Origin of the sequence: Micromonospora sp. CV4, assembly GCF_003667455.1 — a bacterium.
Lineage (GTDB): Bacteria > Actinomycetota > Actinomycetes > Mycobacteriales > Micromonosporaceae > Micromonospora.
This window is the reverse complement of the sequence record NZ_RCVI01000295.1, coordinates 1-26761: the sequence shown is the minus strand read 5'-3', so window position 1 is coordinate 26761 and position 26761 is coordinate 1. Positions and strand designations below refer to the sequence as shown.

Here is a 26761-nt window from a genome sequence, read left to right as displayed (position 1 = left end):
GGCTCGGCCGGGGTTGCGTCGCGTCGGCACGATGAGCCGGTGCGTCGCCTGATCATGATCCTGAGGCGCCCGGTCTGGGTGACCGTCGGCTGCGTGCTGCTGATGGTGATCGGTGGTGCGTTGTTCTGGTTGCCGATGCGCACCCAGTCCGCGCTTGAGGACTGGGAGACCGAGTTGCGGGCCACCGGTGTACCGGCGCGGGGGATCATCTACGACCGGGTGGCGAAGCGCGGTGGCACCTCCACCACAATGCATCTCCGGTACGACGTGGCCGGCAGGACGTACGAGCAGGAGATCGGCTGCGTCGAGGTGTGCCTGCCGGTCGGCGATGAGGTGTCGATCTGGGTGAACCGCGCCGATCCGAGTGACTTCGTCACCGACTTCGACGAGCTGAGCGGACATCGGGGCCGCATCCAGGGCGTCTTGGGCGCGGCCGGATTCGTGGTCCTGGTCGCGGGGATCCTTCTCACGCTCTCCCGCATCCCGTTCCGCAAGTGGTTCCCCGCCCGCGTGCGGCCACGGCGGTCCGGCGCTCCGAGCAGGGACGGCCGCGCGTTCACGAGCCGTTCGAAGCACAAGCGGGTCGGTCGACACTGAGCCGATGCAGGGCACCTCCGCACTCGGCCGAGGTCGATGCCGATGAGTCATTTGCCGGCTAGTGTCCGGCCTGGAGGTGGTCCCGTGTTCACCGAAGCGTTTCCGATCGTGACTACGCCCGACCTGCCGAGACTGATCGCGTTCTACCGGGATGTCGTCGGCTTCGAGCAGATCTACCGGTTCCCGGACGACGGCGAGCCGGAGTTCGTCGCCCTCCGCCTGGGCAACAGCGAGCTGGGCCTGGCCGCCGACCCGAAGGCCGGCGAACCGGCCCACTCGCATCGTTGGGAGCTGTGCGTTTACGCCGATGACTGCGACGCCGCCGTGAACGCGCTGCGCTCGGGGGGTGCGACGGTCACCGAAGAACCGGTCGACCAGCCGTGGGGTGAGCGGTCCGCCCGGGTCATGGACCCCGACGGCAACCGCCTGCTGGTGCTGTCGCGCCTGTCCTAGCGCCGTCAAACGCGCAGAGATCTTGGACAGTTTCCGTTACGCCCTTGGGCTCAACTGGTGGTTGCAACACCCTTTCGTGATTGTCGTTGGGGTGGTTATGGCGTCGAGGTTGAGTCCGCTGGAGCGGGAGCAGATTGGGTTGGGTCGGGCTGCGGGTGAGTCGTTGCGGTCGATCGCGCGAAGGTTGCAGCGGTCGGTGTCGACGATCTCGCGGGAGGTGGGTCGGTTCGAGCGTTACGGGCAGCGGTATCAGCCGTTGATGGCGCAGTGGGCGTCGTTTCTGCGGCACAACCGGTCCGGGCGGGTACCGCGGTTGGCTGTTGACGGGCCGTTGCGTGAGACGGTGCTGGATATGCTGCGGCGACGTCGTTCGCCGCAGCAGATCGGCGCCCGGCTGCGGGTGCAGTTCCCGGACACGCCGGAGATGTGGGTGTCGCACGAGACGATTTACCAGGCTATCTACCTGCAGGCGCGGGGTAACCTGCGCGCGGAGTTGGCTCGGCAGGTGGCGTTGCGCTCGGGTCGGGCCGCTCGCCGTCGCCGGGCGGCGCCAGGCGGGGCGGTGCGCTCGGCCCGGCCGTGGGTCGCTCTGCGCATCGCTGACCGGCCGGCTGAGGTCGCTGACCGGGCGGTGCCCGGGCACTGGGAGGGCGACCTGCTCGAAGGGGTACGTCGAGGTGGACGCGGTGGTTCCGCGATCGCCACTTTGGTAGAACGCGCCACCCGGTTCGTGATCCTGGTCGGGCTGCCCGAGGGCAAGGTGTCCGAACACGTCGTGTCCCAGTTGGCCGCCGCGATGAGCTGGCTCCCGCAGCGGTTACGGGCCTCGTTGACCTGGGACCAGGGCGTCGAGATGGCCCGCCACCGTGACTTCACCATCGCCACCGACTGCCCGGTCTACTTCTGCGACCCGCACAGCCCCTGGCAACGCGGCAGCAACGAGAACACCAACGGGCTGCTACGCCAGTACTTCCCCAAAGGCCATTTCGACTTCACCACCATCGACCAGGCTGACCTCGACCACGTCGCCGACGAACTCAACGATCGCCCCCGCATGACCCTGGGCTGGGCCACCCCAGGTGAAAAGATGACCCAGCTCCTCGGTGTTGCAACCACCGGTTGAGCCCGCCGCCAGAACGGAAACTGTCCAAGATCTGTGGGCGGTCTGGCTGCCGGCTGGGTGAGCGGTCGGCCCGGGTCAGCCTGCAGTGATCGTGTCGGCGGTCATCGTCGCCAGAACAGGAGATGGGTGACTCCGCTGGGGCTGGGCACCGACTCCAGGTGGAAGCGGTCGAGAAGATCGCGAGGGCTGGCCCACAACCGCTCACCCCGGTCGAGGTCGACGGGCGCGACGGCGATGTGCATGGTGTCGACCAGATCGGCATCGAGGAACTCGCGGATGGTGGCGACACCACCACCGAGGCGTACGTCCCGACCGTTGGCTGCCTGCTTCGCCTGGGCCAGTGCCTCGGCCGGGCTGGCATCGAGGAAGTGGAACGTGGTGTCGGCCAGGGTGAACGACGGGCGTTCGTGGTGGGTGAGCACGAAGACCGGCGTGTGGAACGGCGGGTTGTCCCCCCACCAGCCCAGCCAGTCATGGTTCTCCCAGGGGCCACGCTGGGGGCCGAACTTGTTGCGACCCATGATCTCCGCGCCGATGTTGCACTCGGCGTCGCGGGTCAGGTAGTCGTCCAGACCGCGCGTGCCGCCGGGCTCGGTGCGATAGACGAAGCTGGCGGTGGCGGCCCGCCAGGAGAACAGCGGAGTGGGGTCCGCGTGGCCGAAGGGCCGTTCCAGGCTCTGTCCCTCTCCGGTGCCGAACCCGTCGCGCGAAACGTTGAAGCACTGCACCCGCAACAGTTGCGGCATGGGATCCCCTCTCGGGTCGATGGTCCGTATCCGGTCGGCGCGGTTCAGTTCGTGGTCACCGTCGGGCCGCCGCCGCGGCCCCGGTCGTCGAGCACGAGTGGGGCGCGACCGCCCACCGCGTACCGGATGTGGGTGACCTGCGGCGTGTGGAGGACGCGGGTGGGCGTCAGCTCGGTCGCCTCCTTCTCGCCAAGGTCGAGGTCCGCGTCGAACAGGCGGAGGCCGGTGCCGAGCACGACCGGTACGACGTGCAGCTCCAACTCGTCGAGCAGGCCGGCCTTGAGGACCTGCCGCACGAGGCTGCCGCCGCCGGCCACCGCGACGTCCTTGCCGCCGGCCGCGGCGCGCGCCTGCTCGACGGCACTCGCCACGCCGTCGGTGACGTAGGTGAAGCTGGTGCCACCGCCGCGGAGCAGTCGCTCGCGGGGGCGGTGCGTGACGACGAAGACCGGCGCGCGGAACGGCGGCACCTCGCCCCAGGGGACCTCACCTCCGTCGGCCATCCGCCGCCCCATCACGTACGCGCCGGCCGAGCCGAAGGACTCGGCGATCACCTCGGAGTTGGTGTCCTGCTCACCGCCGGCGAAGCCCTGTCGCTCGCGCCACGCCATCGCCTCGGTCGCCCAGCGGGTGACCCGGAAGAAGCCGGCGCTCTCGGCCGAGTCCATCCAGTCGCCCTCACCGGCGAATCGCGGGCCGGCGTAGAACCCGTCCGCCGACACCGACAGCTGTGCGGTCACCTTCGTCATCTCGCGTCGTTCCTCTCCTCGGGCGACCCCCGGCTCGGGTGCCGCTCACCGATGAGTCGGAGCCGACCGCTCGCTCCCTACCGGGCTAGCGTGTGACCTACGTCACGCCGGTCTAGCGAGAAACTGCTCGATGGCCTCGCGAAACCGCTTCACCTCACGAGGCGGGAGATCGGGGTCGGAGAGGGCGGGACCGGCGAGGAGGTGGGCCAGCACAGCCTTGAGGTGCTCCCGCTCCGCCGCCAGGCCCGACCACGCCGAGTGGGGCAGCCGCAGCACCTGCAGGAGCAGGTCTCCCGGGTGGTGGTCGCCCTCGACCAGGGGATCGTCGCGCAGAATGCCCACCGCGAGAGGCAGCAGAGCCGGCACGCCGATCGCCTGCCCGAGCATGATGCGGAGGTCCTCGGCCGTGAAGTCGGCCAGCGGCTTACGACGGAGTTCGGTGCAACGAGTGACGAGGAAGGTGGCATCCGGGCCCGGATCCGGCCACACCTCCCGCTCGAGCTGCTCGATCGTCGGCACCGGGTCAGGCTAGTGCGCGGGACCGCCGTCCGGTTGCCGGTCATTCGTGGGCAGGTACCACATCCCAGCGTGCTCGGGGCCGCGCAGCCAGCGCATGCGGGGCAGCTCCTCCGGGCGGGGCCTCCAGTCGCGGTACGGCGCCAGGGCCAGCCGCCAGGCGATCACCGCGAAGATGTAGATGCCCGGGCCGACCAGCCACAGCAGGGCGTCGCGCCGGCGGTAGGAGGCGCGCGGCGCCAGCCAGGCGGTCACCACGACGGGCACCGCGATCGCGCCGACGTCGGCCAGCGGTCCGCGGCCGAACCGTGCCTCGACCAGTTCGCGAACGACCAGGGAAGGAACGAGCACCGCGAGCACGATCGCCACCGCGAAGAGCATGCGCGGCCGGCGACCCAGCGGTGCCCGGGCGACGGCTCGTTCGACGACCATGAACGGAGGGTAGGGGCCGCCAGCATCGCCGGAACTACGACTTACGGTCGATGATCGCCGCCTCGATCCGCAGACCGATTCCGGTCAGGATGAGGAAGGCGGCAAGGATCTGCGGCTTGAGCCCGTCGGAGCTGGACGGCATGGTGAGCAGCGAGGTCAGGAAGCCGGCCCCCAGCGACAGGGTGCCGAATGCTCGTACCGTGTCGGCCCGACTCGACCGTAGGTCCATTGGAGAACGGTAGCGAAAGCCGGGTGTCCGTGGTGCCCCCGGCTAGGCTGGCGATCATGCGGATTGGCATCGTGATCCTCCCGGACCAGCGCTGGGGTGAGTCGCAGCGTCGCTGGCGGCAGGCCGACGAGTGGGGCTTCGACCACGCCTGGACGTACGACCACCTCGGTTGGCGGGACCTGGTGGACGGTCCGTGGTTCGACTCGATGACCACGCTGACCGCCGCCGCCACGGTCACCTCCCGGATCCGGCTGGGCACGCTGGTCGCGTCGCCGAATTTCCGGCACCCGGCCGCGTTCGCCCGGCAGATCACCACCGTGGACGACGTCTCCGACGGCCGGCTGCTGCTCGGCCTGGGCGCGGGCGGTATCGGCTTCGACTCGGCGGTGCTGGGCGGCGAGACGCTGCCGCCGCGTCAGCGGGTCGACCGGTTCGCCGAGTTCACCGAGCTGCTGGACCTGATCCTGCGGGAGGACGGCACCACCTGGCGTGGTGACTGGTTCGCCGCGGTGGACGCCCGCAACAATCCGGGCTGCGTGCAGCAGCCCCGGGTGCCGTTCGTGGTCGCCGCCAACGGGCCGCGGTCGATGCGGCTGGTGGCCCGGTTCGGCCAGGGTTGGGTGACCACCGGCACCGAGGCCGACGACGTGCAGGGCTGGTGGGACACCGTGTCGGCGCTGTCCGCGCGGATGGACCGGACGCTGGAGGAGGCCGACCGCGATCCGGCCACCCTGGACCGCTATCTGTCGCTGGACGCGGCGCCGGTCTTCTCGCTCAACAGCGCGCAGTTCTTCGCCGATCAGGTCGGCCGGGCCGCCGACCTCGGTTTCACCGATGTGGTGACGCACTGGCCGCGCGCCAGCAGTTGGTACGCCGGCGACGAGGCCGTCCTGGCGGACGTGGCGACCCGACTGCTGCCGGAGCTGCGCGGCTGAGCCGCGAGCGCCAGCGGCGGGGCCACAGCGCCAGCGAAAGGGGCGACAGCGCCAGCGGCTGAGACCGCGCCGCCAGGGACGATCGGGTCAGGTGCCGAGGTCGCCGCTGGCCACGCCGCCCTCGCCGCCGGAGACGAGCCGTAGGCGGAGGCAGACGATCGGGGTGTCGTCGTCGACCGGGGTGCCGAGCCGGGCCCAGTAGGCCGAGTGTCCGGCCCGCCATTCCTCGATCGAGCGGTCGCCCTCACCCTCGGCGCGGGCGAAATCCCAGGGCACGTCGGCGAAACGGACCACCTCGACGCCGGTGATCTCCACGACGCCGGCCAGCGCGTCGTCGTCGTCGACGAGCGCCAGCCGTTCGCCGACCCGTTCCAGCTCTTCGCCCTCCTCCGCGTACTCGGCGAGCCGGCCGGCCGTGGCGGTCTTCACGCCGGCCAGCACCAGGGTGTTCAGGGTCGCCCGCAGCTCGCCGGGTGTGCCGAGGGCGAGGGTGCGCAGTTCACCGATCCGAGGCCACATCCTGCCGAGGCTAGGCCAGCGCGACCCGTACCGCCGCCGCAATTTCCCGGCCCGGTCAGATCAGCTGACCGGCGTAGCCGGCGGCGGCGAGCAGCCGCTCGTCGCCGGTGGCCGCGTGCGCGTCGAGCACCGCGTCGGCCAGTTTGACCACGTGCTCGTCACCGTGACGGGCCGCCCGGGCGAAGACCTCCGCCGGGGCCGCGGCCGGCACGGTCGGCGGCGGCGTCCCGGCGGTCGGGGCGTACACCGAGGTCACGGCCGCCGTCGCGGCCCAGGCCGCGGCGAGGCTCGGCGCCCAGAGCGCCCGATCGAGTGCCGGCAGGGTACGCAGCACCGCGGTCGGCGCGGTGACCGCGTGCACCAGCATGACCGGCGCCGCGTGCCCGAAGCGCAGGTAGTCGAGGCCGGCGCGGTGCACCAGCGCGGTCAGACCCCGCTCCGCCTCGGCCGGGGTCCGCGCGGGGCGCAGCGCCGCGAGCGCCGGCTCCCATCGCGGTACGCCCGGCAGCCGAACCAGCCGGGCCAGGATGCCCCCGGACTGGTCGTCGATCCGGGGCAGCCCGGCCAGGGCGGCGTCCACGTCCATCCCGTCGGTGCCCGGCCCTCCCGCCTCGGCGGCGGTGGGGCCGACCGGGGCGGCCGGGTCGAGCAGTCGGTCGGCCCCGGGGACCGGCTGCCAGCGGGCGGCCCAGTAGCCGAGGGCCTGGCCCAGCTCGGCGACCCGTTGCGGGTTCGCGCCGCCCGGGTCCAGTGCGCGCACGGCGTGCCCGACCCGGATCACGCCGTGGGTGGCGCCGGCGGCGATGCCGGGCAACAGCCGGGGCCACCAGGTGCCGAGGACCTCCCGCCAAGGGCGTTCGCGCAGCTCCCGGTCGAAGTACGCCAACCAGTCACCGGCCCGCTTCGGATCGCCCAGCGCCGTCCGCCAGTCGTCGATCGGGCGCAGCCCACGGGGCAGGTCGTCGAGGCGACCGAGGTAGTCGTCGAGCCAGCGGTGCACCCGCTGCTGGTGGCCGTGCCGGGCCAGCGCCTCGACGGCCATCGGCCCGTGGTTGGTCAGCCAGCCGTCGTATTCGGGGCCGGTGCGGTGCAGCCGTTCGTACGCCTCGTCGAGGATCCCGTCGCTCATACGTCGATCGTCGAAGATGAACCGAGGTTCAGGTCAAGCAGGCAGATCCGCGCCGCTGATCAGGCCGGTGATCCGGAGTCGGGTCGCGACGTCGGGCGGACAGTCGACGGCCACCACGGCGCTGCCCAGCACCTCGGCGCCCCGGGCCGCGCAGATGTCGTAGAGGGCGTGGATCTGCGCTCCGGTGCGTACCCAGTCGTCCACGATCAGGACCCGGTCGCCGGGGCCGAGGTGCCGGTCCCGCACGGCCAGGTCGACCTGCCGACCCCGGTAGTCCGGCGGGCTCTGCGCCCAGGTGAGCGGCCCGGCCGGCAAGCGCCCGTCGCCGGGCTTGTGCGCGGCCACGAAGCCGACTCCGAGGGCGGTGGCGGCCAGCGGCCCGAGCAGCAGCCCGGTGACCGCGGGGGCGAGCACCACGGTCGGCCGGGCGGATCGGTAGGGCGCCACGAGGGCCGGGCCCAGCTCGGCCAGCACCGTCGGATCCCGCCACCAACCGGAGATGTCGCTGACCAGGTGGCTGGTGCCCGGCCCGGGGTCGATCCACCGGAACAGGGTGGCGAGGCGTTCGGTCAGCTCGGCGGGCATCGGTCCATCCTGCGGCACGCGCGGCCGGCGTGCGGGCACCCGGGCCGGCCGGCCCATACCGGCTCGGATGATCGGCTACACGTACCAGTGCAAATACGGGCATACCACAATGATCACGTTGACTTCGGAAGTGCTTCTCTCGTTACGGTCCGACCCGGTTTGTTCAGTCGACGAAAGGACCGGGCCGGTGGCAGGTAGGCACTCCCGTACCCGCATCTTCTCCTCCCCGGCGGGCATCGCGGCCACCGCGGCGGCCGCCGTCGCCCTCGCCGTCGGGGGAACCGTGGGCGCCGTGCAGCTGACCTCGGGGTCCGCGCAGCCGGAGCAGGCCACCATCGAGCTCGCCCCGACCATCGCCGCCAGCAGCCCCGCCGCCAGTTCCCCGGCCGCCGCGCCGAGTGTCAGCGCCTCGCCGAGCGCGACGGCCAGTCCGTCGGCCAGCCGGTCGCCACAGGCAGCCTCGCGGAACAAGACCCGCACGGCGGCGCCGAAGCCGAGCCCGACCGCGAAGAAGAAGACGCCGGCGGCGAAGGTGCTGGAGAGCGGCTCGTGCGGCGCCTCCTTCTACTCCGACGGGCAGCTCACCGCCAACGGCGAGTCGTTCAACCCGAACGAGCTGACCGCGGCGCACAAGACCCTGCCGTTCAACACCAAGGTCCGGGTCACCAACCCGGCCAGTGGCAAGTCGGTCGTGGTACGGATCAACGACCGTGGCCCGTTCATCGACGGCCGCTGCCTGGATCTCTCCCGCGCCGCGTTCGCCACCATCGCCTCGGTCGACGTGGGCGCGCTCACCGTCCGGTACGAGGTGCTCGGCTGAGCGGAGCGGGCGATGCCGTTCCGGCCGGACACCCACGCCAGCCGGACAGAACCTCCTCGGACGACGGGCCAGGTTCATTCACCCGCTCACGCGGATCAGGCATGCTGTCCCTCGTACCCACGCGACTCCTCCAGTCGGGCCGTCGCCCGCTGAGCCCCGGATCCCGCGCCGGCCTCGGCGCGGCCTTCGTCCTGCTCGCGATCGTCTCGGCGGTGGAGGTGGCGGACGGCCGCCCCGCGCACTACGTCGCTCTGCTGGCCGCGGCCCCGTTCCTGGCCGCCGCGGTGGCGGCGTGGCAGGTGGTGCTGGGGGTGGGCGTCGCGGCGACCCTGATCGGGGCCGGCTTCGCCGTGATCGAGCCGGAGATGTCGCTGGTCACCTCGGTCAACGTGGTCGCGGTCGCGCTCGCCACCGCGCTGGCGGTGGCGGTGACGTGGGTACGGCAGCGGCAGGCGGTGAAGATCGCCGAGTTGACCAAGCTCGCCTCGGTGGCCCAGCAGGCGGTGCTGCGTTCGCTCGGTCCACAGGTCGGCACGCTGTCGGTGGCCGGCCGCTACATCTCCTCCACGGCGACGGCCGAGATCGGTGGGGACCTGTACGAGGCGATCGACACGCCGTACGGGGTTCGCATGATCATCGGTGACGTGCGCGGCAAGGGGCTGGACGCGGTCCGGCTGGCCAGCATCGTCCTCGGCTCGTACCGGCACGTGGCCTACGAGCGGGCCGACCTGCGCGCCGTGGTGGCCGACCTGGACCGCGCGGTCGCCCGCAACGTCGGTGACGAGGACTTCGTGACCGCGGCACTGGTGGAGGAGCGTGGCGGCACGCTCACGATCGTCAACTGCGGGCATCCGCCGCCGCTGCTGTTGCGGCGGGGCGCGGTGATCCCGCTGGAGCCGCCCGCGCCGGCGCCTCCGCTCGGGTTCATGCCGGTGGTCCGTCCCCGGGTGGAACGTCTGGAGCCCGGCGACCGGCTGCTGCTGTTCACCGACGGTCTCGGTGAGGCTCGGCGGGACGGCGAGTTCTTCCCCACGGCGGACCGGGCCTGGCGGCTGCTCGGGCACGGCACGGTCGCCGACGGGCTGGCCTCGCTGGAGACGGCCCTGGTCGAGTGGGTGCACGGCCGGCTCGACGACGACATCGCCCTGGTCCTGATGGAGTACGCCGGCACGCGGACCGGCGCGGCGGCGGCAGTGCCGAGTTGGGAAGTCGGCGCCGCCGAGAGCTGACCGGTCGGCCCGCAGCGGTGCGGTACCGCAAGTGTGTAATGGCCGTCACTTGGGTGATCGGCTTGTCGGTGGCTACCCGCGAGTAATAGAGTCGGGGTTACTGATCGGTAACACCTGTCCGGAAGCGGGGCCAGTGAGCATGACCCACTACAAGAGCAACCTCCGGGACCTCGAGTTCAACCTGTTCGAGGTCTTCGGGGCGGACCGGGCGTTCGGCCAGGAGCCGTACTCGGAACTCGACACCGACACCGCCCGCAGCTTCCTGGCCGAGGTCGACCGCCTCGCCCGCGAGGATCTGGCCGCCAGCTACACGGACAGTGATCGCAATCCGCCGGTCTTCGACCCGGCCACGCACACCGCGCCGCTGCCGGAGTCGTTCAAGAAGTCGTACCAGGCGTTCATGGACTCCGAGTTCTGGCGGCTGGACCTGCCGCCCGAGCTGGGCGGCACCAACGCGCCGCGCGCCCTCTGGTGGGCCCTCGCCGAGCTGGTGCTCGGCTCGAACGCCCCGGTCTGGATGTACGCCTCCGGCCCGTCCTTCGCGCACGTGCTGCACGTCGAGGGCACCGAGCGGCAGAAGAAGTGGGCCAAGCTCTTCATCGACAAGCAGTGGGGCTCGACGATGGTCCTCACCGAGCCGGACGCCGGCTCGGACGTGGGCGCCGGCCGCACCCGCGCCGTCCAGCAGCCGGACGGCACGTGGCACATCGAGGGCGTGAAGCGCTTCATCACCTCGGGCGAGCACGACCTGACCGACAACATCGTCCACTACGTGCTCGCCCGCCCGGTGGGCGTCGAGGGCGTCGGTGGCCCGGGCACCAAGGGTCTCTCGCTCTTCGTCGTGCCGAAGTACCACTTCGACGAGGAGACGGGCGAGCTGGGCGAGCGCAACGGCGTCTACGCCACGAACGTCGAGCACAAGATGGGCCTGAAGGTCTCCAACACCTGCGAGGTGACCTTCGGCGAGCACGGCGTCCCGGCCAAGGGCTGGCTGCTGGGCGACAAGCACGACGGCATCCGCCAGATGTTCATGATCATTGAGTACGCCCGGATGATGGTCGGCACCAAGGCGATCGCCACCCTCTCCACCGGCTACCTCAACGCCCTGGAGTACGCGAAGAACCGGGTGCAGGGCGCCGACCTGATCCAGCAGACCGACAAGACCGCGCCGCGCGTCACCATCACGCACCACCCGGACGTGCGCCGCTCGCTGCTGCTGCAGAAGTCGTACTCCGAGGGCCTGCGCGCCCTGGTTCTCTACACCGCCACCTGGCAGGACCGGGTCGCCATCGCCGAGGCGGCCGGCGACGAGAAGGCCACCAAGCTGGCCAAGCGGGTCAACGACCTGCTGCTGCCGCTGGTCAAGGGCGTCGGTTCGGAGCGGGCGTACGAGCTGCTCGGGCACGAGGCGCTGCAGACCTTCGGCGGCTCCGGCTTCCTCCAGGACTACCCGCTGGAGCAGTACGTCCGGGACGCCAAGATCGACACCCTGTACGAGGGCACCACCGCCATCCAGAGCCTGGACCTGATCTTCCGCAAGATCGTCCGGGACAACGGCAAGGCGCTGATGGCAGTCGCCGGCGAGATCCAGGAGTTCATCTCCTCCGAGGCGGGCAACGGCCAGCTCAAGGAGGAGCGGCAGGCGCTCGGCAAAGCGCTCGCCGAGATCCAGAACATGCTCGGCGTGCTGACCGGCTGGCTGGGCGAGGCCCAGGGCGGCGACACCCGCGCCCTGTACAAGGTCGGGCTCAGCAGCCGGCGGTTCCTGCTGGCCATCGGCGACCTGGTGGTCGGCTGGCTGCTCCAGAAGCAGGCCGACGTGGCGCTGACGGCGCTCGCCGGTGAGGTCTCCGCCACCGACAAGGCGTTCTACACCGGCAAGGTGGCCGCCGCCCGGTTCTTCGCCCGCGAGGTGCTGCCGCGCATCGGCGCGGACCGGCGCATCATCGAGGGCGCGGACCTCGACATCATGGACCTGCCGGAGGAGGCCTTCTGAGCGTGCCACGGCACGCCTGAAGGTTCCGAGCGCCATCCGACACCGACGGCCGGCGGGGCAACTGCCCCGCCGGCCGTCGCGCTGCCCGCACCACTCCTGCTATTCGGTTGCCCGACCCCGGTAGGCCGGCGGCGGGGCGGGTAACCGTCGCGTGGTCACGACAGGGAACGCCCAGAGCCACCGCACGGGGGAGTGCAGCGCACATGGGTGTAGGAAGCGGCATCTTTCTCATCGCGATCGGCGCCATCCTGACCTTCGCGATTCGAGCCAACGTCTGGTGGATAGACCTGCGCGCGGTCGGCTGGGTGTTCATCCTGGCCGGGCTGGCCGTGCTGCTGACCACGCTCTGGTTCTGGCAGGACCGGCGTAAGCGGGCCCGGACCCTCATCGTCGAGGAGAACCGGCTCTCGCATCCGACGGCGATGATGCCGCCGCCGCCCGACCCGCCGCCGCCGACCGCGCCACCCTCCTGAGCCGCGTACGCCCGGGCCACCCGTCGACCATCGGCGGGTGGCTCAGCCGCGTGCGACGTGCCGTGCGGTGATCGGCGCCCGAGTCGGGGCCAGCTCCGTCCAGCTGAGCGTGCCGCGGTGCACCGCCAGTTCGGTGGTCCGTAACCCCTCCGCGTCCGCCCCCTCCGGGTCGAGAAGCGCGGAGAGCAGCGAGATGCCCGGATTGTGGGCGATCACCAACGCCGTCCGTGCGGTCGCGTCGATGGTGCGGACCAGCGCCAGCAACTCCTCCGGATGGGCGTCGTACGCGCCGGGCTCGTAGCGGACGGTCGGGCGGGGTCCGGCCGGGCCGCCCTCCGGCGGCGAACCGGTCATCCCCATCGCCACGCCGTGCCAGGTCTGCCGGGTGCGCAGCGCCGTCGAGCAGAGCACCACGTCGGGCAGCAGCCCGTGGTGGGCCAGCCAGGCACCGGCCGCGGCCGCGTCGGCGTGCCCCCGCGCGCAGAGCGGCCGGTGGGCGTCGTCCGTGCCCTCGCCGCCCTGCTCGGCCTTCGCGTGCCGGAGCAGCACCAGATTCCGTGTCTCGGGATGGGCGTCCGTCATGCCCCCAGCTTGCCCGATTGGCGATCTCCGTGCCGGGGTAAGTCGATGGGTGCCGCACCCCTACCGACGGCCGCGGCGGGACGTACGCCAGGTTAGAGCCGAGGAGCGAGACATGGGCATTGGTGGCAGCATCTTCCTGATCGCGTTGGGCGCGATCTTCGCATTCGCCGTGGAGGCCGACCTGGGCTGGCTGAACCTGGCCGTGGTCGGCTGGGTGCTGATGCTGGCCGGTGTCGCCGGCCTGCTCGTCACCCTCTACTTCTGGAACAGCCGCCGCCGCACGGTGGTGGCCGCACCGGTCCGGGAGGACCGCGTGGTGACCGATCGTGTGGTGCCGGTCCAGGACGACCGGGTCATGCGGGAGTACCGCGAGGTGCGCCGGCCGGGCCGTCCGGTCTGACTCCCGCTCGCGCACTCCGGGGTCCCGCAGCGTCGCGGGGCCCCGGCTCGCGTCCGCCCACCGGTGGCTCGCTCGCGCCCTGCACCGACTCGTACCGTGCCGGTGGGGGTCAGGCGAACAGGGCGAAGTAGATCGCGATGTGGTGGCAGAGCGCGGCCAGCAGGGTGCAGGCGTGGAAGAACTCGTGGTGGCCGAAGACGGTCGGCCACGGATTGGGCCGGCGCAACGCGTAGAAGACGGCGCCGACGCTGTAGATCGCACCCCCGACGCTCAGCAGCACCAGTGCCGCGACGCCACCGCCGTGCAGGATCTCCGGCAGCATGGCGACCGACACCCAGCCGAGCGCCAGGTAGAGCGGCGCGGAAACCCAGCGTGGGGCGTGCGGCCAGACCATCTTGAGCGCCACGCCGGCCAGCGCGCCACCCCAGACCAGGGCCAGCATCACGGTGGCCGGTCGCGGCGCGAGCAGCAGCGCGCAGAACGGTGTGTACGTGCCGGCGATGAAGATGAAGATCATCGAGTGGTCCATCCGGCGCATCACCTGATAGCCGCGCTCCGACCACACGCGACGGTGGTACAGCGCGCTGGTGCCGAAGAGCCCACAGACGGTCAGGCTGTAGATGACGCAGCTGACCAGGGGCGCCCACCCCGGCCGGGTGGCGGCGATCGAGCACAGCACGATGCCGGAGACCAGGGCGACGAAGAAGGCGTACGTGTGCAGCCAGCCGCGCATCCGGGGCTTACCGATGTCGACCGGCTTCAGTCGAAGCGGAGCGGAGGTGGTCACGACATCAGGTTACGGCACCGTAGGTTACTTGCAAGTAGTCGCGCTGGTGACGCCCGGCACCGTCCCCGTGAACACCTCCGCCGGCACGACATCGGCGAAGATGAGCGGATGCGGATCCGACCCGCCGGGGCGCACGCCCTGCTGCTCGACTGCTCCGAGCCCGCCGACGCGGCCCAGGCCGCCCTGGTCGACGCGTGGCGGGCCGAGCTGTGGCGCCGCCGCGACCGGGGCGAGCTGACCGCCGTCGAGATCGTGCCGGCCGCCAGCACCGTCCTGCTCGACGGCCTGCCCGACCCGGCCGCCACCGCCGACCTGCTGTCCCGTTGGGCACCAGCGGTCGCCGCCGCCGCCAACGACGCCGACGGCGCGGCGGACCGGACGAGCGAGCGGGAACCCGGCGAGGTCATCGTCCCGGTGGACTTCGACGGGCCCGACCTGTCGACGGTCGCCCAGCACTGGGGGGTCGACGTGGCGGCCGTACCGCGCCGGTTGACCAGCACCCCGTTCCGGGTCGCCTTCTGCGGCTTCGCCCCCGGGTTCCCCTACCTGACCGGTCTGCCCGTCGCGTTGGCGCTGCCCCGGTTGGCCACCCCCCGACCTCGCGTACCGGCCGGCTCGGTCGCCCTGGCCGGCCCGTACGCCGGCATCTACCCGAGCGCCTCCCCCGGCGGGTGGCTGCTGGTCGGCCGGACCGAGCTGGTCCTCTTCGACGTGGACGCCGACCCGCCCGCCCGGCTCGGCCCGGGCACCCGGGTCCGGATGGCGGCGGCGTGACCCGTCCTGGCGAGATCGAGGTGCTCCGCGCCGGCGCGCTCACCACCGTGCAGGACCTGGGCCGACCCGGCTGGGCGCACCTCGGCGTACCCCGGTCAGGTGCGCTCGACCCGGCCGCCCTGGCGCTGGCCAACCGGCTGGTCGGCAACCCGGAGCAGGCCGCCGGCCTGGAGCTCACCCTGACCGGCTGCACGCTGCGCCTGACCCGGGCCACCACCGTGGCGGTCACCGGAGCCGAGGTGCCGATCCGTGCCGGCGATCGTCCAGGCGACACCGGGCGCCCGCTCACCGTGCCGGCCGGAACGGTGCTGCGGATCGGCCCGGCGCGCCGGGGCGTACGGAGCTGGCTGGCCGTCGCGGGCGGGATCGACGTGCCGGCCGTGCTCGGCAGCAGGGCCACCGACACGCTCTCCGGGCTGGGCCCGTCCCCGCTGCGGGACGGTGACCGGCTGCCGCTCGGTGCGCCGTTCGGCGAGCCCGCCCCGGTGGACGTGACCGTCGCCCCCGTACCCTCGCCGGAACTGCGCCTGATCCTGCACCGTGGCCCCCGCGACGGCTGGTTCACCCCGGCCGCGTTCGACCGCCTGTTCGGCACCGCGTACACCGTCAGCCCGGTGAGCAACCGGGTCGGCGCGCGGCTCGCCGGCGCGCCGCTGCCCCGCGCGGTCGCCGGCGAACTGCCCAGCGAGGGCATCGTGCTCGGCGCGGTGCAGGTGCCGGCGGACGGGCAACCCCTGATCTTCCTCGCCGACCACCCGACCACCGGCGGATACCCGGTCATCGGGGTGGTCAGCGACGTGACCCCGCTCGCGCAGGCCCGGCCAGGTACTACCGTCAGATTCCATGGACCTCAACGCTGACCTGGGCGAGGGATTCGGCATCTGGCGACTCGGCGACGACGAGGCGCTGCTGCACCTGGTCACGTCCGCCAACGTCGCCTGCGGCTTCCACGGCGGCGACCCGTCCACCATGCGGCGGGTCTGCGAGAGCGCGGCGCGGCGCGGGGTGGCGGTGGGCGCGCAGGTTGGCTACCGCGACCTGGCCGGCTTCGGCCGGCGGCACATCGCGTACGACTTCGCCGAGCTGCGCGACGAGGTGACCTACCAGCTCGGGGCCCTCAACGCGTTCTGTCAGCTGTTCAACACCCGGGTCCGCTACCTCAAGCCGCACGGGGCGCTCTACCACGCGGCCGCCAACGACGAGTCCCAGGCGGCCGCGGTCGTCGCCGCGGTGACCGGCCACGACCCCGAGCTGCCCGTGCTCTGCATGCCCGGCTCGACCCTCGCCCAGCTCGCCGTCGGCGCCGGCCTGCCGGTTGTCGCCGAGGCCTTCGCCGACCGCGGCTACCTGCCCAACGGGGCGCTGGTGCCCCGCGGCACCCCCGGCGCGCTGATCACCGACCCGGACGAGGTGGCCACCCGGGCGGTACGGATCGCCACCGAACGGACCGTGGTGGCGGTGGACGGCACCGTCATCCCCTGCCCGGCGGACTCGATCTGCGTGCACGGCGACACACCCGGCGCGGTCTCCGCCACGGAGCTGGTCCGCGCCACGCTGATCGACGCCGACGTCCCACTGGCCCCGTTCGCGTGAGAGGGAGGGCCCTCGGGGGCCCTCCCTCTCAGCTAGGCGTCGAGGCCGCGCAGCACCAGCGGAAGGCGGGTCGCGGCGCCGTCGACCACCCGGACCGGGACGCCCCAGTCCTGTCGGGTCAGGTGGCAGGCCGCGTGCTCGACGTCCGCGTCGCAGGTCGCCGCCTGGGCGGTCACCTGGAGCACCCCACCGGTGACCTCGCCGTTGAGCACCAGCCGGCGGGACAGCTCGGTGCCCGTGCCGGCGCCCTCCACCAGCAGCTCCGGCGGGGACGCGGAGACCACCAGCCGGGTCGACGGCCCGAACGTCTCGTCCAGCTTCTGTCCCGGCGCGGGCGTGAAGACGATGTCGAGGGTGACCTCACCGGCCGCCACGTCGGTCGGCTTGCGCTCGGTACGGTGCCGGGGGCCGTCCACCGTGCTGGCGCCGGCCGCCGACAGTGAACCCGGGGCCAACCGGGTCAGCCGGTGCGCGGCCGACTCCACGACCAGCACCTCACCGGCCGGGGTGAGCACCAGATCACTCGGCTCGGCCAGCCCGTCGGCGACCGTGGACACCTCGTTGGTCGACGGGTCGAAGCGCCGCACCGCGCCGTTGTAGGTGTCGGCGATCAGCACCGAGCCGTCCGGCAGCGCGCACACGCCCAGCGGGTGCTGGAGCAGCGCCGACTCCGCCGGCCCGTCCACGTGACCGAAGTCGAACAGGCCCTGCCCGACGGCGGTGCCCAGCACACCGTTCTCGACGTACCGGACGGCGCTGGTCTCGCTGTCGGCGATCCAGAGCCGGGTGCCGTCGGCGGAGACGGAGAGCCCGGACGGCTGCGCCATCCACGCCTCGGCGAGCGGGCCGTCGCGCAGCGCCTCGACCGTGGTGCCGGCGTACATGCCGGCGGTCCGCTTGATCGGATCGAACCACCAGAGCTGGTGGATGCCGGCCATCGCGATGATCAGCTTGTCGTCGTACCAGGCCAGGTCCCACGGCGAGGAGAAGTCCACGGCGAGCGCGTCGTGCGCGTGGTCGTCGACCGAGGCGCGCCACTGCCGGCCGCTGCCAGCCACCGTGACCACCTCGCCGGACGCCAGGCGTACGCCGCGCAGCAGGTGATTGACCGTGTCGGCGACCACCACGTCGTAGCCCGCCACCTCGGCGACCTGCCGCGGCAGCACGCAGAGCCCCTGCGGCTCCGAGAAGGCCGCCGCGCCGGCCGGCCCGTCGGCCCGGCCCCGCTCACCCGAGCCGATCCGGCGCACCGGCGTCTCACCGTCCGGGGCCAACTCGACCAGGGAGTGCCGGGCCGAATCGGAGACCAGCAGATTGCCGTCCGGCAGCAGCACCGCCTTGCCGGGGAAACGCAGCGCGGTTTCCGGTGCCGGCGGCGGGACGTACGGGCCGTCGCCCCGGTGCAGGGTGCCCTTGGCCTCGTGGGTGGCGATGAGCTCGTCGATCAACCGGGCCAGCCCTTCGGCGTGCCCCTCGCCCGCCATGGTGGCCACCACGTACCCCTCGGGGTCGATCACCGACAGGGTCGGCCAGGCCCGGGCCGCGTACTGCTGCCACATGTCCATCTCGGGATCGTCGAGCACGGGGTGGTGCACCCCGTACCGCTCCACGGCGGCGGCCAGCGCGTCGGCGTCCTTCTCATGCTCGAACTTCGGCGAGTGCACACCGATCACGACGAGCACGTCGCCGTACTTCTCCTCCAACGGGCGCAGCTCGTCGAGCACGTGCAGACAGTTGATGCAGCAGAAGGTCCAGAAATCCGCCAGGACAATCTTGCCGCGCAGGTCGGCGAGCTTCAGATCGCGTCCACCGGTGTTCAGCCATCCCCGACCGCGCAGCTCGGGGGCCCGTACTCGTGCGCTCATGTCCCCATCGTGCCTGATCACCGGCCCGCCGCCGGCCGGAGGGGGCGAGCCACCGGGATCCGGGATGGGAGGACGACGACGGCGGGCCCACGGTCGCCCGTGGCCCCGCCGTCGGTTCGCGCTACTTGGTGGCCGGCTTGAGGCAGAGCACCCGGTTGATGCCGTCACCGGGCAGCACCACGTGCGGCTGGGCCGGGTCGGCGCACTTGTCGTTCGCATCCACCTTGGAAACGATGGTGAACGCGCCCTCCGCGCCACAGTCCACCGCCGAGGCGCCCTGGCCGGACTGCTTGACGCAGGTGCCGACCGCCGGGTCGAAGGCCGGCGTGTCGTCCCCGCCGAACTTGCCCAGCAGCATCAGCAGGCCGAGCGGCACCGCCAGGATGAGCACCGCGGCGATTAGCACCGCCGCCAGCACCCGGCCGTTGCGCACCTTCGGCGTCGGTGGCTCCGCCTTCGGCTCGTCGGCGTCCGGCTTGAACGCCTCGAACCGGCCCTGGTCGGACTCGGTGGGTTCCTGGCCCCAGGGTGCGGGCTGCTGGGGCACCGACGGGAAGGCCGGCGGGAAGCCGCCGCCCGGTGCGGGCTCGCCGCCGAAGCCCGGGCCGCCGAAGCCCGGCGTGCTGTTCACCGCGGCGGAGCCGGCGACCGGTGACCCGGGGGCGCTGAACGGGTCGGCCGGGCGCTCGGCGCCGGCCTGCGGCCGGACCCCGTTCACCGGCCGGTTGCTGCCCGGCGTGTCGACGAACGACGGCACACCCGGCGGGAACGCCGGGGGCGCGGACGCCGCCGCACCGAACGCGTTCGGCGCCGCCGGCCGGTCCCGGTCGTCGAAGCGCGGCTCGGCCGGGGGCTCACCACCCCAGGCGGGGCCGCCCTGCCGGTCCGGCCCGCCCTGCCGGTCGGGGCTGTTCGGCCACTCCGGTGCGCTCTGCCGTTCCGGGCCGTTCTGCCAGTCGGGTGCGGCCTGTCGTTCCGGGCCGTTCTGCCAGTCGGGTGCGGCCTGTCGTTCCGGGCCGTTCGGCCAGTCGAGTGCGGCCTGTCGTTCCGGGCCGTTCTGCCAGTCCGGGGCGCCCTGGCGCTCGGGACCCGGCTCGGCCTGGAACGCCTCCGGGGCCGCCTGCTCCGGCTCGTTCTCCGGCTCGGGACGGGACGGGCGGCCGTACACCCGAGGCTGCGGCGCGGGCGCGCCGGCCGGTCGTGCGGCCTGGTCGGTGGGGGGCATCACCCGGCTGGCCAGCGGCACCGAGGCGCTCGCCGACGCCCGGCCCGCCGCCGAGTCGGCCTCCGCCGCCGGTACGACCGCGCGGCCCGCGCCGGCCTCCGGAGAGGTACGCGGGGACGGCACCACGGCACCAGCCGCCGGAGCCTCCTCGGCCCGACCCCAACCCGTCGGCTCCGCCTCGTACTGCGCGGCGGCGTCCGGGCTCTCCCGCTCGGCGTACGCGGGCTGCTCGGTGGCCGGGGCGTACTGGGCCGGCGGCACGTAGTTGGCGGGCGGGGCGGCAGCCAGGCTGGCACCCGGCACGCGCTGCTCCTGCGGGGGCAGTGGCACCGCGTTGGCGGGCGAGATGCCCGGCGCGGGAGCGGGCTGGTAGACCGGCGACTCGTCGCTCCGGCCCGCTTCCCAGTCACCGCGGGACTGGGAGGCCTCCGCCTCCGCGCGGCCCCACACCTCGCCGGGCGCCCACGGCTGGGCCTCCGGCGCGGCGGCGTTGCCCTGCGCGGCGTTGGCCTGGGCGGCGTTGTCGGGGGCGGCGGCCCAGGCGGGCGTCCCGTCGTTGCCGGGCACGCTGGCGCTGGCCCGGGCCGGGTTGCCGGTCGCCTCCGGGGTCCATTCCGCCGTTTCGGGCCGCTCGGCCGGCTGGTCCTGCTGAGCGAGCACCCAGTCGGGCTGCTGCGGACGGCCCTCGGCGCCACCCCAGGCGGCGGGCTGCGCGGCCTCGTCCTGCTTCACGTCGGCGCCGTCGCCCCACCCGCCGGGCTGTGCCGGCTGCTGCTGCTGTCCGGCCCAGCCGCCGGAGCGGGACGGGTCGTCCTGGCCGGGCCAGTTCGGCGCCGGCACCTGAGCCGCGCCGCGGGCCGCGGCCGGATCGGCCTGGCCCCACCCGGGGGCCGGCTGCTCGGTCGACTCGGCGGCCTGACCCCAGGTCTGGGGGGACTGCTCGGCCGGCGTCCACACCGGCTGGTCGTCCCGGCCGGCGGTGCCGTTGGCCCAACCGGCGGAGCCGGCCGGGTCGTCCTGCTGACCGGAGCCGTTGCCGGACCAGCCGGTGGCCTGCGCCGGCTCGGACTGCTGCGACTCGGCGCCGCGCCAGTCACCGGCGGGCGGGTCATCCTGCGCCGCTCCGCCCCAGCCGCCGGAGCGCGCGGGGTCGTTCTGCTGGGCGTCGGCGTTCCAGCCGCCGGAGCGGGCCGGGTCGTCCTGTGCCGGCCAGGCGGCGGTGGCGGGCGGCACCTGCGCGGCACCCCGGGCCGCCGGCTGAGCCGGGACCCAGTCGGGTTGCTCGCCGGCCCCGGGGGTCCACCCGGGTGCGCCCTGCTCCGCTGGCGGCCAGCCCTGCTGGGCGGCCCACGGGGCGGGCTGCGTGTGCTCGGGTGCGCCACCGGCGCCGGTCCAGGCGCCGGGCTGCTGCGGAGGTTCGTTCGCGCCACCGCCGGTGGCCCAGGCGGGCTGTGTCGGCTCGGTGGGCTGCGGCGCGGCGGCGGCACCCCAGGCGGGGTTCGGCTGCTGCTGCTCCGACTGGGCGGCCCATGCCGGGGCCGACGGGTTCGGCCGCGCCGGCGGCGGGGGTGCCCAGCCCAGGTCGGGGCCGGTGCCGTTGTAGCCGTTGTCCGGCTGCGCCGGGCGGTCGCCGTACGGCGCCGGTCCGCCGGCGCCCGGTGACACCTCGTCCGGCTCCTGGCCGGGGCGGTGCGGGCCCTCGGACGTCATCGGTGCGCCTCCTCCATCACATGTCGGCCGCCGGTGCCGATCGGTCTCCTCGGCATGGCTGCCGGCGTCACCGGCGTACCGCCGTGCCGGCTCCCCGCACGGTATCCGGTGGCCACACGGGGCGTCCAAGGAGCACCGGTCGTCACTCCCCGTTGCCGGTTGGTGTCGAGCAGCTTCTATCGGCTTCGCCGGTGCCCGTCCGACGGGCGTAGACCGAAGCTCACCGTACCGGGCGCTGCGGCACGGCGGAATCCCGGTGCCGTGGGGCGTGGAGACGCCGATGGCCCGCCCGGTCGGCCGGGCGGGCCATCGATCTGGAGGAGGTGAGGAATGTCGTGGAGCGTCAGCCCATGTGACGCTGGGCGATGATGAGGAGTTCCTCGCGGACTGCCGGCGAGTTCGCCGAGCGCAGCGCGTGCTCGATGGCACGGGCGCGGCGGGTGGCATCGCGGTGGCTGCGGATTCGCTCGATCATGCTCATTTGGTGGGTCCTCCTGGCTATTCGGTTGTTGGCCCCTGATGCATCTATTCAACCGCAGAACCCGGCCAACTTCCATCGATTATTAGGTGAGCTGAGACACCTGCCTAACAATCAAAGGTCAGGGAGCCTGTTCGCCGACGGTTTCGTCGTCCAACGGACACGGCCGGTGTGCCGGGCGTTAACCCGTGGCACACCGGCCGTGGCTGGCGTTCGGACGGTCAGGTCCAGGCGAGCAGCGCCGCCTCCGGGTCGGCGAGGAAGTCGCCGATGTCGCGCAGGAACTTCGAGCCCAGCTCACCGTCGATGATCCGGTGGTCGAAGCTCAACCCCAGCGTGGTGACCTGACGCGGCTTGACCTTGCCCTTGTGCACCCAGGGCATCTCCCGCACCGCGCCGAAGGCCAGGATCGCCGACTCGCCCGGCGGCAGGATCGGCGTCCCGGTGTCCACCCCGAACACCCCCACGTTGGTGATGGTCAGGGTGCCGCCGGACATGTCCGCCGGCGAGGTGCGGCCCGACTTCGCCGTCTGGACCAGGTCGTTCAGCGCGTCCGCCAGCTCACGCAGCGAGAGCCGGCCGGCGTCCTTGACGTTCGGCACGATGAGGCCGCGCTCGGTGGCCGCCGCGATGCCGAGGTTGACGTACTCCTTGACCACGATCTCGTCGCCGGCCCAGGTCGAGTTGACCATCGGGTGCCGCTTGACCGCCAGGAGCACGGCCTTCGCCACCAGCAGCAGCGGTGAAACCCGGACGTCGCGCCACTCCCGCCGGCCGCGCAGCCGGTCCAGCGCCTTCATCGCCCGGGTCACGTCGACGGTCAGGAACTCCGTGACGTGCGGGGCGGTGAACGCCGAGCGGGACATGTTCTCGGCGGTGAGCTTGCGTACCCCCTTGACCGGGATGCGCTGCTCGCGGTCCGCGCCGAAGCTGGCGGCGCTCGTCGCCACCGACGTCGCCCTGATCGGCTCGGCCGCCACCACGGCGCCGTTCGCCGCCTGCTGCACGTCCTCCCGCGTGATCGAGCCCAGTGGACCCGAACCGGTCAGCGTGCCCAGGTCGACCCCGAGGTCCTTGGCGAGCTTGCGCACCGGCGGCTTGGCCAGCACCAGCCCACCGGTCGCCGCAGCGACCGGAGTCGCCTCGGCCACCGGCTGCGGAGCCGGCGCGACCGGCGCCGGAGCTGGCGTCGCCGCGGCCTGCGCCGGGACGCCACCCTTGCGCGGCCGGCGCTTCGCAGCGGTGGTACGCGGGCCGTAGCCGACCAGCACCGCGGTTCGCCCACCCGGGGCGGGGCCGCCGATCAGGCCCGGCTCGACCATGCCCTCGGCCGGCGCCACCTCGACGGCGGCCAGCGAGGCCGCCGACGGGGTGGGCAGGTCACCGCCGGGCGTGGCCGTGGTCGACGGCACGTCCAGCGGGCCGGCGCCCGGGTCGGTGTCGATCGCGATGATCGGCGTACCGACCTCGACCGTGGTGCCCTCCGGGTGGAAGATCGCCTGCACCTGGCCGGCCCACTTCGCCGGGATCTCCACGGCCGCCTTCGCCGTCTCCACCTCGACGATCGGCTGGTTCAGCTCGATGGTGTCGCCGACCTTCACCAGCCAGGACAGGATCTCGCCCTCGGTCAACCCCTCACCCAGGTCGGGAAGGTTGAACTCCTTGATCCGGGACATGCCGCTCACCAGCCGAAGGTGCGGTCGACGGCGTCGAGCACCCGGTCCAGGTCGGGCAGGTACTCCTCCTCCACCCGGGCGGCCGGGTAGGGGGTGTCGAAGCCGGTCACGCGCAGCACCGGCGACTCCAGGGAGTAGAAGCACTCCTCGGTGATCCGCGCGGCCAGCTCGGCGCCGAGGCCGATGTTGGACGGCGCCTCGTGCACCACCACCGCGCGGCCGGTGCGCTTCACCGACTCGTAGGCCGCGGCCAGGTCCAGCGGGGAGAGCGAGCGCAGGTCGATGACCTCCAGCTCCCGGCCGTCCTCGGCGGCGGCGGTCGCCGCGTCCAGGCACGTCCGGACCATCGGCCCGTACGCCAGCAGGGTCACGTCGGTGCCGGGCCGGACCACGCGGGCCGAGTGCAGCGGGTACGCGTCGGACAGCGGCGCTTCCAGGTCGACCTGCCCCTTCTCCCAGTAGCGCCGCTTGGGCTCCAGGAAGACGATCGGGTCGTCCGAGGCGATGGCCTGCTGGATCATCACGTACGCGTCCTGCGGGTTGGCGCAGGACACCACCTTGAGGCCGGCGGTGTGCGCGAAGTACGCCTCCGGCGACTCGGAGTGGTGCTCGACAGCGCCGATGCCGCCACCGAACGGAATCCGGATCACCATCGGGATGCTGAGCTTGCCGCGCGAGCGGTAGTGCATCTTCGCCACCTGCGACACGATCTGGTCGTACGCGGGGTAGACGAAGCCGTCGAACTGGATCTCGCAGACCGGCCGGAAGCCGCGGATGGCCAAACCGACCGCGGTGCCGATGATGCCGGACTCGGCCAGCGGCGTGTCGATGACCCGCTGGTCGCCGAAGTCCTTCTGGAGCCCGTCGGTGATCCGGAACACGCCGCCGAGCTTGCCGACGTCCTCGCCCATGATGATGACCTTGGGGTCGTTCTCCAGGGCGCGGCGCAGACCGGTGTTGAGGGCCTTGCCGAGGGTGAGCGTCTCCGTGGCCATCAGTGGGCGCTCCCCTCGAACGACTCCATGTAGCGGCTGAACTGCGCGCGCTGCTCGTCGAGCAGCGGAGACCCGTTCGGGTAGACGTGGTCGAACATCGTCACCGGCTCGGGGTTGGGCATGGCGAGCACCCGCTCGCGCAGGTGCACCGACTCACGGCGGGCCTGCTCGTCGACCTCGGCGAAGAAGTCCGCGTCGGCGATCTGCTGCTTCTCCAGGAATGCCTTGACCCGGGCGATCGGGTCCTTGGCCTGCCACGCCTCGACCTCGCTGGCGATCCGGTAGCGGGTCGGGTCGTCGGAGGTGGTGTGCGCGCCCATCCGGTAGGTGTACGCCTCGATCAGGCTCGGGCCCTGCCCGTGCCGGGCGTTGTCCAGCGCGGTGCGGGTGACCGCGTACGTGGCCAGCACGTCGTTGCCGTCCACCCGGATGCCGGGGAAGCCGAAGCCGGCGGCCCGCTGATAGAGCGGGATGCGGGTCTGCCGCTCCAGCGGCTCGGAGATCGCGTACTGGTTGTTCTGGCAGAAGAAGACCATCGGGGCGTTGAACACGCCGGCCCAGACGAACGCCTCGTTGACGTCACCCTGGCTGGTGGCGCCGTCGCCGAAGTAGGCGATCACCGCCTCGCCGTCGTCGGTGCCGGTCTTGCCGTCCATGGTGATGCCCATGGCGTAGCCGGTCGCGTGCAGGGTCTGCGCCCCGATCACGATCGTGTACATGTTGAACTTGAACTCGTTCGGGTCCCAGCCGCCCTGGTCGACGCCGCGGAACAGGCCGAGCGGCATGATCGGGTCGATGCCGCGGCAGTAGAGGACGCCGTGCTCCCGGTAGGTCGGGAAGGCCATGTCCTGGGTGCGCAGCGCCCGACCGGAGCCGACCTGCGCCGCCTCCTGCCCGAGCAGGCTGGCCCAGATGCCCAGCTCGCCCTGCCGCTGGAGCGCGGTCGCCTCGGCGTCGAGCTTGCGGACCAGCACGAGGTCGCGGTAGAGCCCGCGGTACTCCTCGTCGGTGAAGTCGACGCGATACTCGATGCCGTCCGGCCCGGTGACGCTGTCGATCCGCTCGCCTTCGGGGGTGAGCAGCTGCACCAGCTCGGGATCGCCGGCCGCCCTCTTCCTGGAGCGGGGTGCTGCCCGCCTGCCGCGGGTGGTGCCCCCGGGGTCGCCCTTTGCCATCCGTCTCTCCCTGTCGTGTCTGCGTCGGCACCGGGGGGTCACCCGGCCGCGCAACTCGTGCGCCTGCCCGGCTGCTGCCGGACCGGTTCCTGGCGGCCGCGCCTAGCCCCGGTGGGGGTTGCCGCGCGGCGTGAGCCGGATTCTGGCCGAACCCGGTTCGGGAGCGCCGGCGCTCAACCGCGCCTGCCGCGAGGGTGCGCGGAGGTCACGGCTGCGTTGCCGTCGTGCTCCATATTCGCAGAGCAGGTGAGCGCGCCCACAGTACGCCCGCCCCGCATTCCGACCGTCCCCTGTTTGCGACTCTTTGTCGCCATCGTGCCCGACCGCGCCCACCAGACCTACCGGCGATGGTTCGTCACCGTTCGGGCCATCTCCGCGTGTCGACACGCAGTGGAGGTTGGCTGACGGAGGGTGACTGGGCGAGGCTGTTTACCGCAGGATCGCGCCGATCGAGTGATTTGCCGGGGTTCTCCAGCCGGCGACGTTCTGCCGTGTCCTCCGACAGCTGACGACAAGGGGTGTGTGCGGTGCACGAGCCAGGTGACGGTCCCGGCACACCCGCGCTCGGCCGGCACCGCTCGGTCGGCGGCTACCGCCGGGTGGTCGGCGCGCACCGCGCTCCTGGCGCGGGCGGCCCCTCCCGCGGTTACCTGCTCACCGTCGCACTGCTGGCCGGCACCGCGTCGATGCCCATCCTCGCCGCCATCAGCGCGGGCTCCGCCACTCCGGGCAGCACCGCGCTTCCGGACAGCAGCACCCCGTTCATCCCGACCCCGTCGGTCGGTCCGGTGGTGATCCCGGTGCCGGCGACCAGCCAGCCGCCGCTCCCGCCACCCGCCACGCCCAACGTCGGCCCGACGGCCACCGCCGGCTGGCTGCCCACGGCTCCCGGGCGTGACCAGGACCGGACGGACGCGGGCTCGAACGGGGTCGACCCGGGGACCATCCCTCGGGTGGTGCCCCCACCGCC

Annotated in this window: 28 protein-coding genes and 1 pseudogene; 13 read left to right on the top strand and 16 right to left on the bottom strand. The window is 72.7% G+C overall.

The annotated features are described in order from the left end of the window. Positions 1-39: 39 nt before the first annotated feature. The 3 genes from EAD98_RS20315 (at position 40) to EAD98_RS20305 (ending at position 2173) form a co-directional block, all read left to right on the top strand. Complete coding sequence (locus EAD98_RS20315; RefSeq protein WP_233583902.1) at positions 40-597, top strand: DUF3592 domain-containing protein; 558 nt, start codon at positions 40-42, stop codon at positions 595-597. 84 nt (positions 598-681) lie between these two features. After that, entirely contained in the window at positions 682-1050 is a 369-nt protein-coding gene (locus tag EAD98_RS20310) for a glyoxalase/bleomycin resistance/extradiol dioxygenase family protein (protein WP_121655634.1), read from the top strand. A 22-nt stretch (positions 1051-1072) separates the two neighbouring features. Next, positions 1073-2173, top strand: coding sequence for an IS30 family transposase (locus EAD98_RS20305; RefSeq protein WP_147457451.1), 1101 nt, complete (start codon positions 1073-1075; stop codon positions 2171-2173). A 101-nt stretch (positions 2174-2274) separates the two neighbouring features. Here EAD98_RS20305 and EAD98_RS20300 read toward each other — a convergent pair whose 3' ends face one another. From EAD98_RS20300 to EAD98_RS20280, 5 genes are all read right to left on the bottom strand, one after another. Beyond that, entirely contained in the window at positions 2275-2919 is a 645-nt protein-coding gene (locus EAD98_RS20300) for a dihydrofolate reductase family protein (RefSeq protein WP_121655632.1), read from the bottom strand. Positions 2920-2963: 44 nt separating this feature from the next. Beyond that, positions 2964-3668 (bottom strand): dihydrofolate reductase family protein, encoded by a 705-nt coding sequence (locus tag EAD98_RS20295; protein WP_121655631.1) that lies wholly within the window; start codon positions 3666-3668, stop codon positions 2964-2966. A 102-nt stretch (positions 3669-3770) separates the two neighbouring features. Continuing rightward, the gene (locus EAD98_RS20290) at positions 3771-4187 is read right to left on the bottom strand and encodes a contact-dependent growth inhibition system immunity protein (protein ID WP_158609827.1); all 417 of its coding nucleotides are present in this window, start codon (positions 4185-4187) and stop codon (positions 3771-3773) included. Between the two features lie 9 nt (positions 4188-4196). After that, entirely contained in the window at positions 4197-4616 is a 420-nt protein-coding gene (locus EAD98_RS20285) for a hypothetical protein (RefSeq protein ID WP_121655630.1), read from the bottom strand. A gap of 34 nt (positions 4617-4650) precedes the next feature. Further along, positions 4651-4845, bottom strand: coding sequence for a hypothetical protein (locus tag EAD98_RS20280; protein ID WP_121655629.1), 195 nt, complete (start codon positions 4843-4845; stop codon positions 4651-4653). A 56-nt stretch (positions 4846-4901) separates the two neighbouring features. Between EAD98_RS20280 and EAD98_RS20275 the strand changes: the two genes are divergently transcribed. After that, positions 4902-5780 (top strand): LLM class flavin-dependent oxidoreductase, encoded by an 879-nt coding sequence (locus EAD98_RS20275; protein ID WP_121655628.1) that lies wholly within the window; start codon positions 4902-4904, stop codon positions 5778-5780. Positions 5781-5867: 87 nt separating this feature from the next. Here EAD98_RS20275 and EAD98_RS20270 read toward each other — a convergent pair whose 3' ends face one another. The 3 genes from EAD98_RS20270 to EAD98_RS20260 are packed head-to-tail and all read right to left on the bottom strand — an operon-like array spanning position 5868 to position 8013. Continuing rightward, a complete protein-coding gene (locus tag EAD98_RS20270) occupies positions 5868-6299 on the bottom strand; it encodes an ASCH domain-containing protein (protein WP_121655627.1) in 432 nt (143 codons plus the stop codon). A gap of 55 nt (positions 6300-6354) precedes the next feature. After that, positions 6355-7428: a questin oxidase family protein gene (locus EAD98_RS20265; RefSeq protein ID WP_121655626.1), complete on the bottom strand. Its 1074-nt coding sequence runs from the start codon at positions 7426-7428 to the stop codon at positions 6355-6357. 33 nt (positions 7429-7461) lie between these two features. Next, entirely contained in the window at positions 7462-8013 is a 552-nt protein-coding gene (locus EAD98_RS20260) for a phosphoribosyltransferase family protein (protein ID WP_121655625.1), read from the bottom strand. 187 nt (positions 8014-8200) lie between these two features. Between EAD98_RS20260 and EAD98_RS20255 the strand changes: the two genes are divergently transcribed. The 4 genes from EAD98_RS20255 (at position 8201) to EAD98_RS20240 (ending at position 12531) form a co-directional block, all read left to right on the top strand. Beyond that, a complete protein-coding gene (locus EAD98_RS20255; RefSeq protein ID WP_199723476.1) occupies positions 8201-8833 on the top strand; it encodes a septal ring lytic transglycosylase RlpA family protein in 633 nt (210 codons plus the stop codon). Positions 8834-8934: 101 nt separating this feature from the next. Next, on the top strand, positions 8935-10062 hold the full coding sequence (locus tag EAD98_RS20250; RefSeq protein WP_121655623.1) for a PP2C family protein-serine/threonine phosphatase: 1128 nt from the start codon (positions 8935-8937) through the stop codon (positions 10060-10062). 139 nt (positions 10063-10201) lie between these two features. Beyond that, entirely contained in the window at positions 10202-12058 is a 1857-nt protein-coding gene (locus EAD98_RS20245) for an acyl-CoA dehydrogenase (protein WP_121655622.1), read from the top strand. A gap of 203 nt (positions 12059-12261) precedes the next feature. Further along, the gene (locus EAD98_RS20240) at positions 12262-12531 is read left to right on the top strand and encodes a DUF6458 family protein (RefSeq protein WP_074315731.1); all 270 of its coding nucleotides are present in this window, start codon (positions 12262-12264) and stop codon (positions 12529-12531) included. A gap of 42 nt (positions 12532-12573) precedes the next feature. Here EAD98_RS20240 and EAD98_RS20235 read toward each other — a convergent pair whose 3' ends face one another. Then, positions 12574-13113 carry a histidine phosphatase family protein gene (locus EAD98_RS20235; RefSeq protein WP_121655621.1) on the bottom strand — a complete coding sequence of 180 codons (540 nt, stop codon included), beginning with the start codon at positions 13111-13113 and terminating at the stop codon, positions 12574-12576. 112 nt (positions 13114-13225) lie between these two features. Between EAD98_RS20235 and EAD98_RS20230 the strand changes: the two genes are divergently transcribed. After that, positions 13226-13513, top strand: coding sequence for a DUF6458 family protein (locus tag EAD98_RS20230; protein WP_121655620.1), 288 nt, complete (start codon positions 13226-13228; stop codon positions 13511-13513). 109 nt (positions 13514-13622) lie between these two features. Here the strand turns inward: EAD98_RS20230 and EAD98_RS20225 are convergent, their stop codons facing one another. Continuing rightward, on the bottom strand, positions 13623-14300 hold the full coding sequence (locus EAD98_RS20225; protein WP_121655619.1) for a hemolysin III family protein: 678 nt from the start codon (positions 14298-14300) through the stop codon (positions 13623-13625). 108 nt (positions 14301-14408) lie between these two features. Between EAD98_RS20225 and EAD98_RS20220 the strand changes: the two genes are divergently transcribed. Genes EAD98_RS20220 through EAD98_RS20210 form a run of 3 tightly spaced genes read left to right on the top strand, consistent with a single transcriptional unit; the run spans position 14409 to position 16667 of the window. Then, positions 14409-15074: an allophanate hydrolase subunit 1 gene (locus tag EAD98_RS20220; protein WP_121655618.1), complete on the top strand. Its 666-nt coding sequence runs from the start codon at positions 14409-14411 to the stop codon at positions 15072-15074. After that, entirely contained in the window at positions 15071-15934 is an 864-nt protein-coding gene (locus EAD98_RS20215) for a biotin-dependent carboxyltransferase family protein (RefSeq protein ID WP_121655617.1), read from the top strand. The genes EAD98_RS20220 and EAD98_RS20215 overlap by 4 nt, the downstream gene beginning before the upstream one ends. Continuing rightward, positions 15918-16667 (top strand): LamB/YcsF family protein, encoded by a 750-nt coding sequence (locus EAD98_RS20210; protein WP_121655616.1) that lies wholly within the window; start codon positions 15918-15920, stop codon positions 16665-16667. The genes EAD98_RS20215 and EAD98_RS20210 overlap by 17 nt, the downstream gene beginning before the upstream one ends. A gap of 32 nt (positions 16668-16699) precedes the next feature. Here EAD98_RS20210 and EAD98_RS20205 read toward each other — a convergent pair whose 3' ends face one another. From EAD98_RS20205 to pdhA, 6 genes are all read right to left on the bottom strand, one after another. After that, complete coding sequence (locus EAD98_RS20205; protein ID WP_121655615.1) at positions 16700-18532, bottom strand: NHL domain-containing thioredoxin family protein; 1833 nt, start codon at positions 18530-18532, stop codon at positions 16700-16702. A gap of 121 nt (positions 18533-18653) precedes the next feature. Next, positions 18654-21467 carry a hypothetical protein gene (locus EAD98_RS20200; protein WP_199723475.1) on the bottom strand — a complete coding sequence of 938 codons (2814 nt, stop codon included), beginning with the start codon at positions 21465-21467 and terminating at the stop codon, positions 18654-18656. Positions 21468-21810: 343 nt separating this feature from the next. Further along, positions 21811-21948, bottom strand: a complete 138-nt coding sequence (locus tag EAD98_RS31290) for a hypothetical protein (RefSeq protein ID WP_199723474.1) — start codon at positions 21946-21948, stop codon at positions 21811-21813. 218 nt (positions 21949-22166) lie between these two features. Next, complete coding sequence (locus EAD98_RS20195; RefSeq protein ID WP_199723473.1) at positions 22167-23630, bottom strand: dihydrolipoamide acetyltransferase family protein; 1464 nt, start codon at positions 23628-23630, stop codon at positions 22167-22169. After that, positions 23627-24616 (bottom strand): alpha-ketoacid dehydrogenase subunit beta, encoded by a 990-nt coding sequence (locus EAD98_RS20190; RefSeq protein ID WP_121655613.1) that lies wholly within the window; start codon positions 24614-24616, stop codon positions 23627-23629. The genes EAD98_RS20195 and EAD98_RS20190 overlap by 4 nt, the downstream gene beginning before the upstream one ends. Further along, complete coding sequence (pdhA, locus tag EAD98_RS20185) at positions 24616-25791, bottom strand: pyruvate dehydrogenase (acetyl-transferring) E1 component subunit alpha (RefSeq protein WP_121655612.1); 1176 nt, start codon at positions 25789-25791, stop codon at positions 24616-24618. The genes EAD98_RS20190 and pdhA overlap by 1 nt, the downstream gene beginning before the upstream one ends. A 527-nt stretch (positions 25792-26318) precedes the next feature. On the opposite strand from pdhA, the pseudogene EAD98_RS20180 reads away from it, so the two are divergent. Then, positions 26319-26761 (top strand): annotated as a pseudogene (locus EAD98_RS20180) (hypothetical protein); the annotation flags it as partial.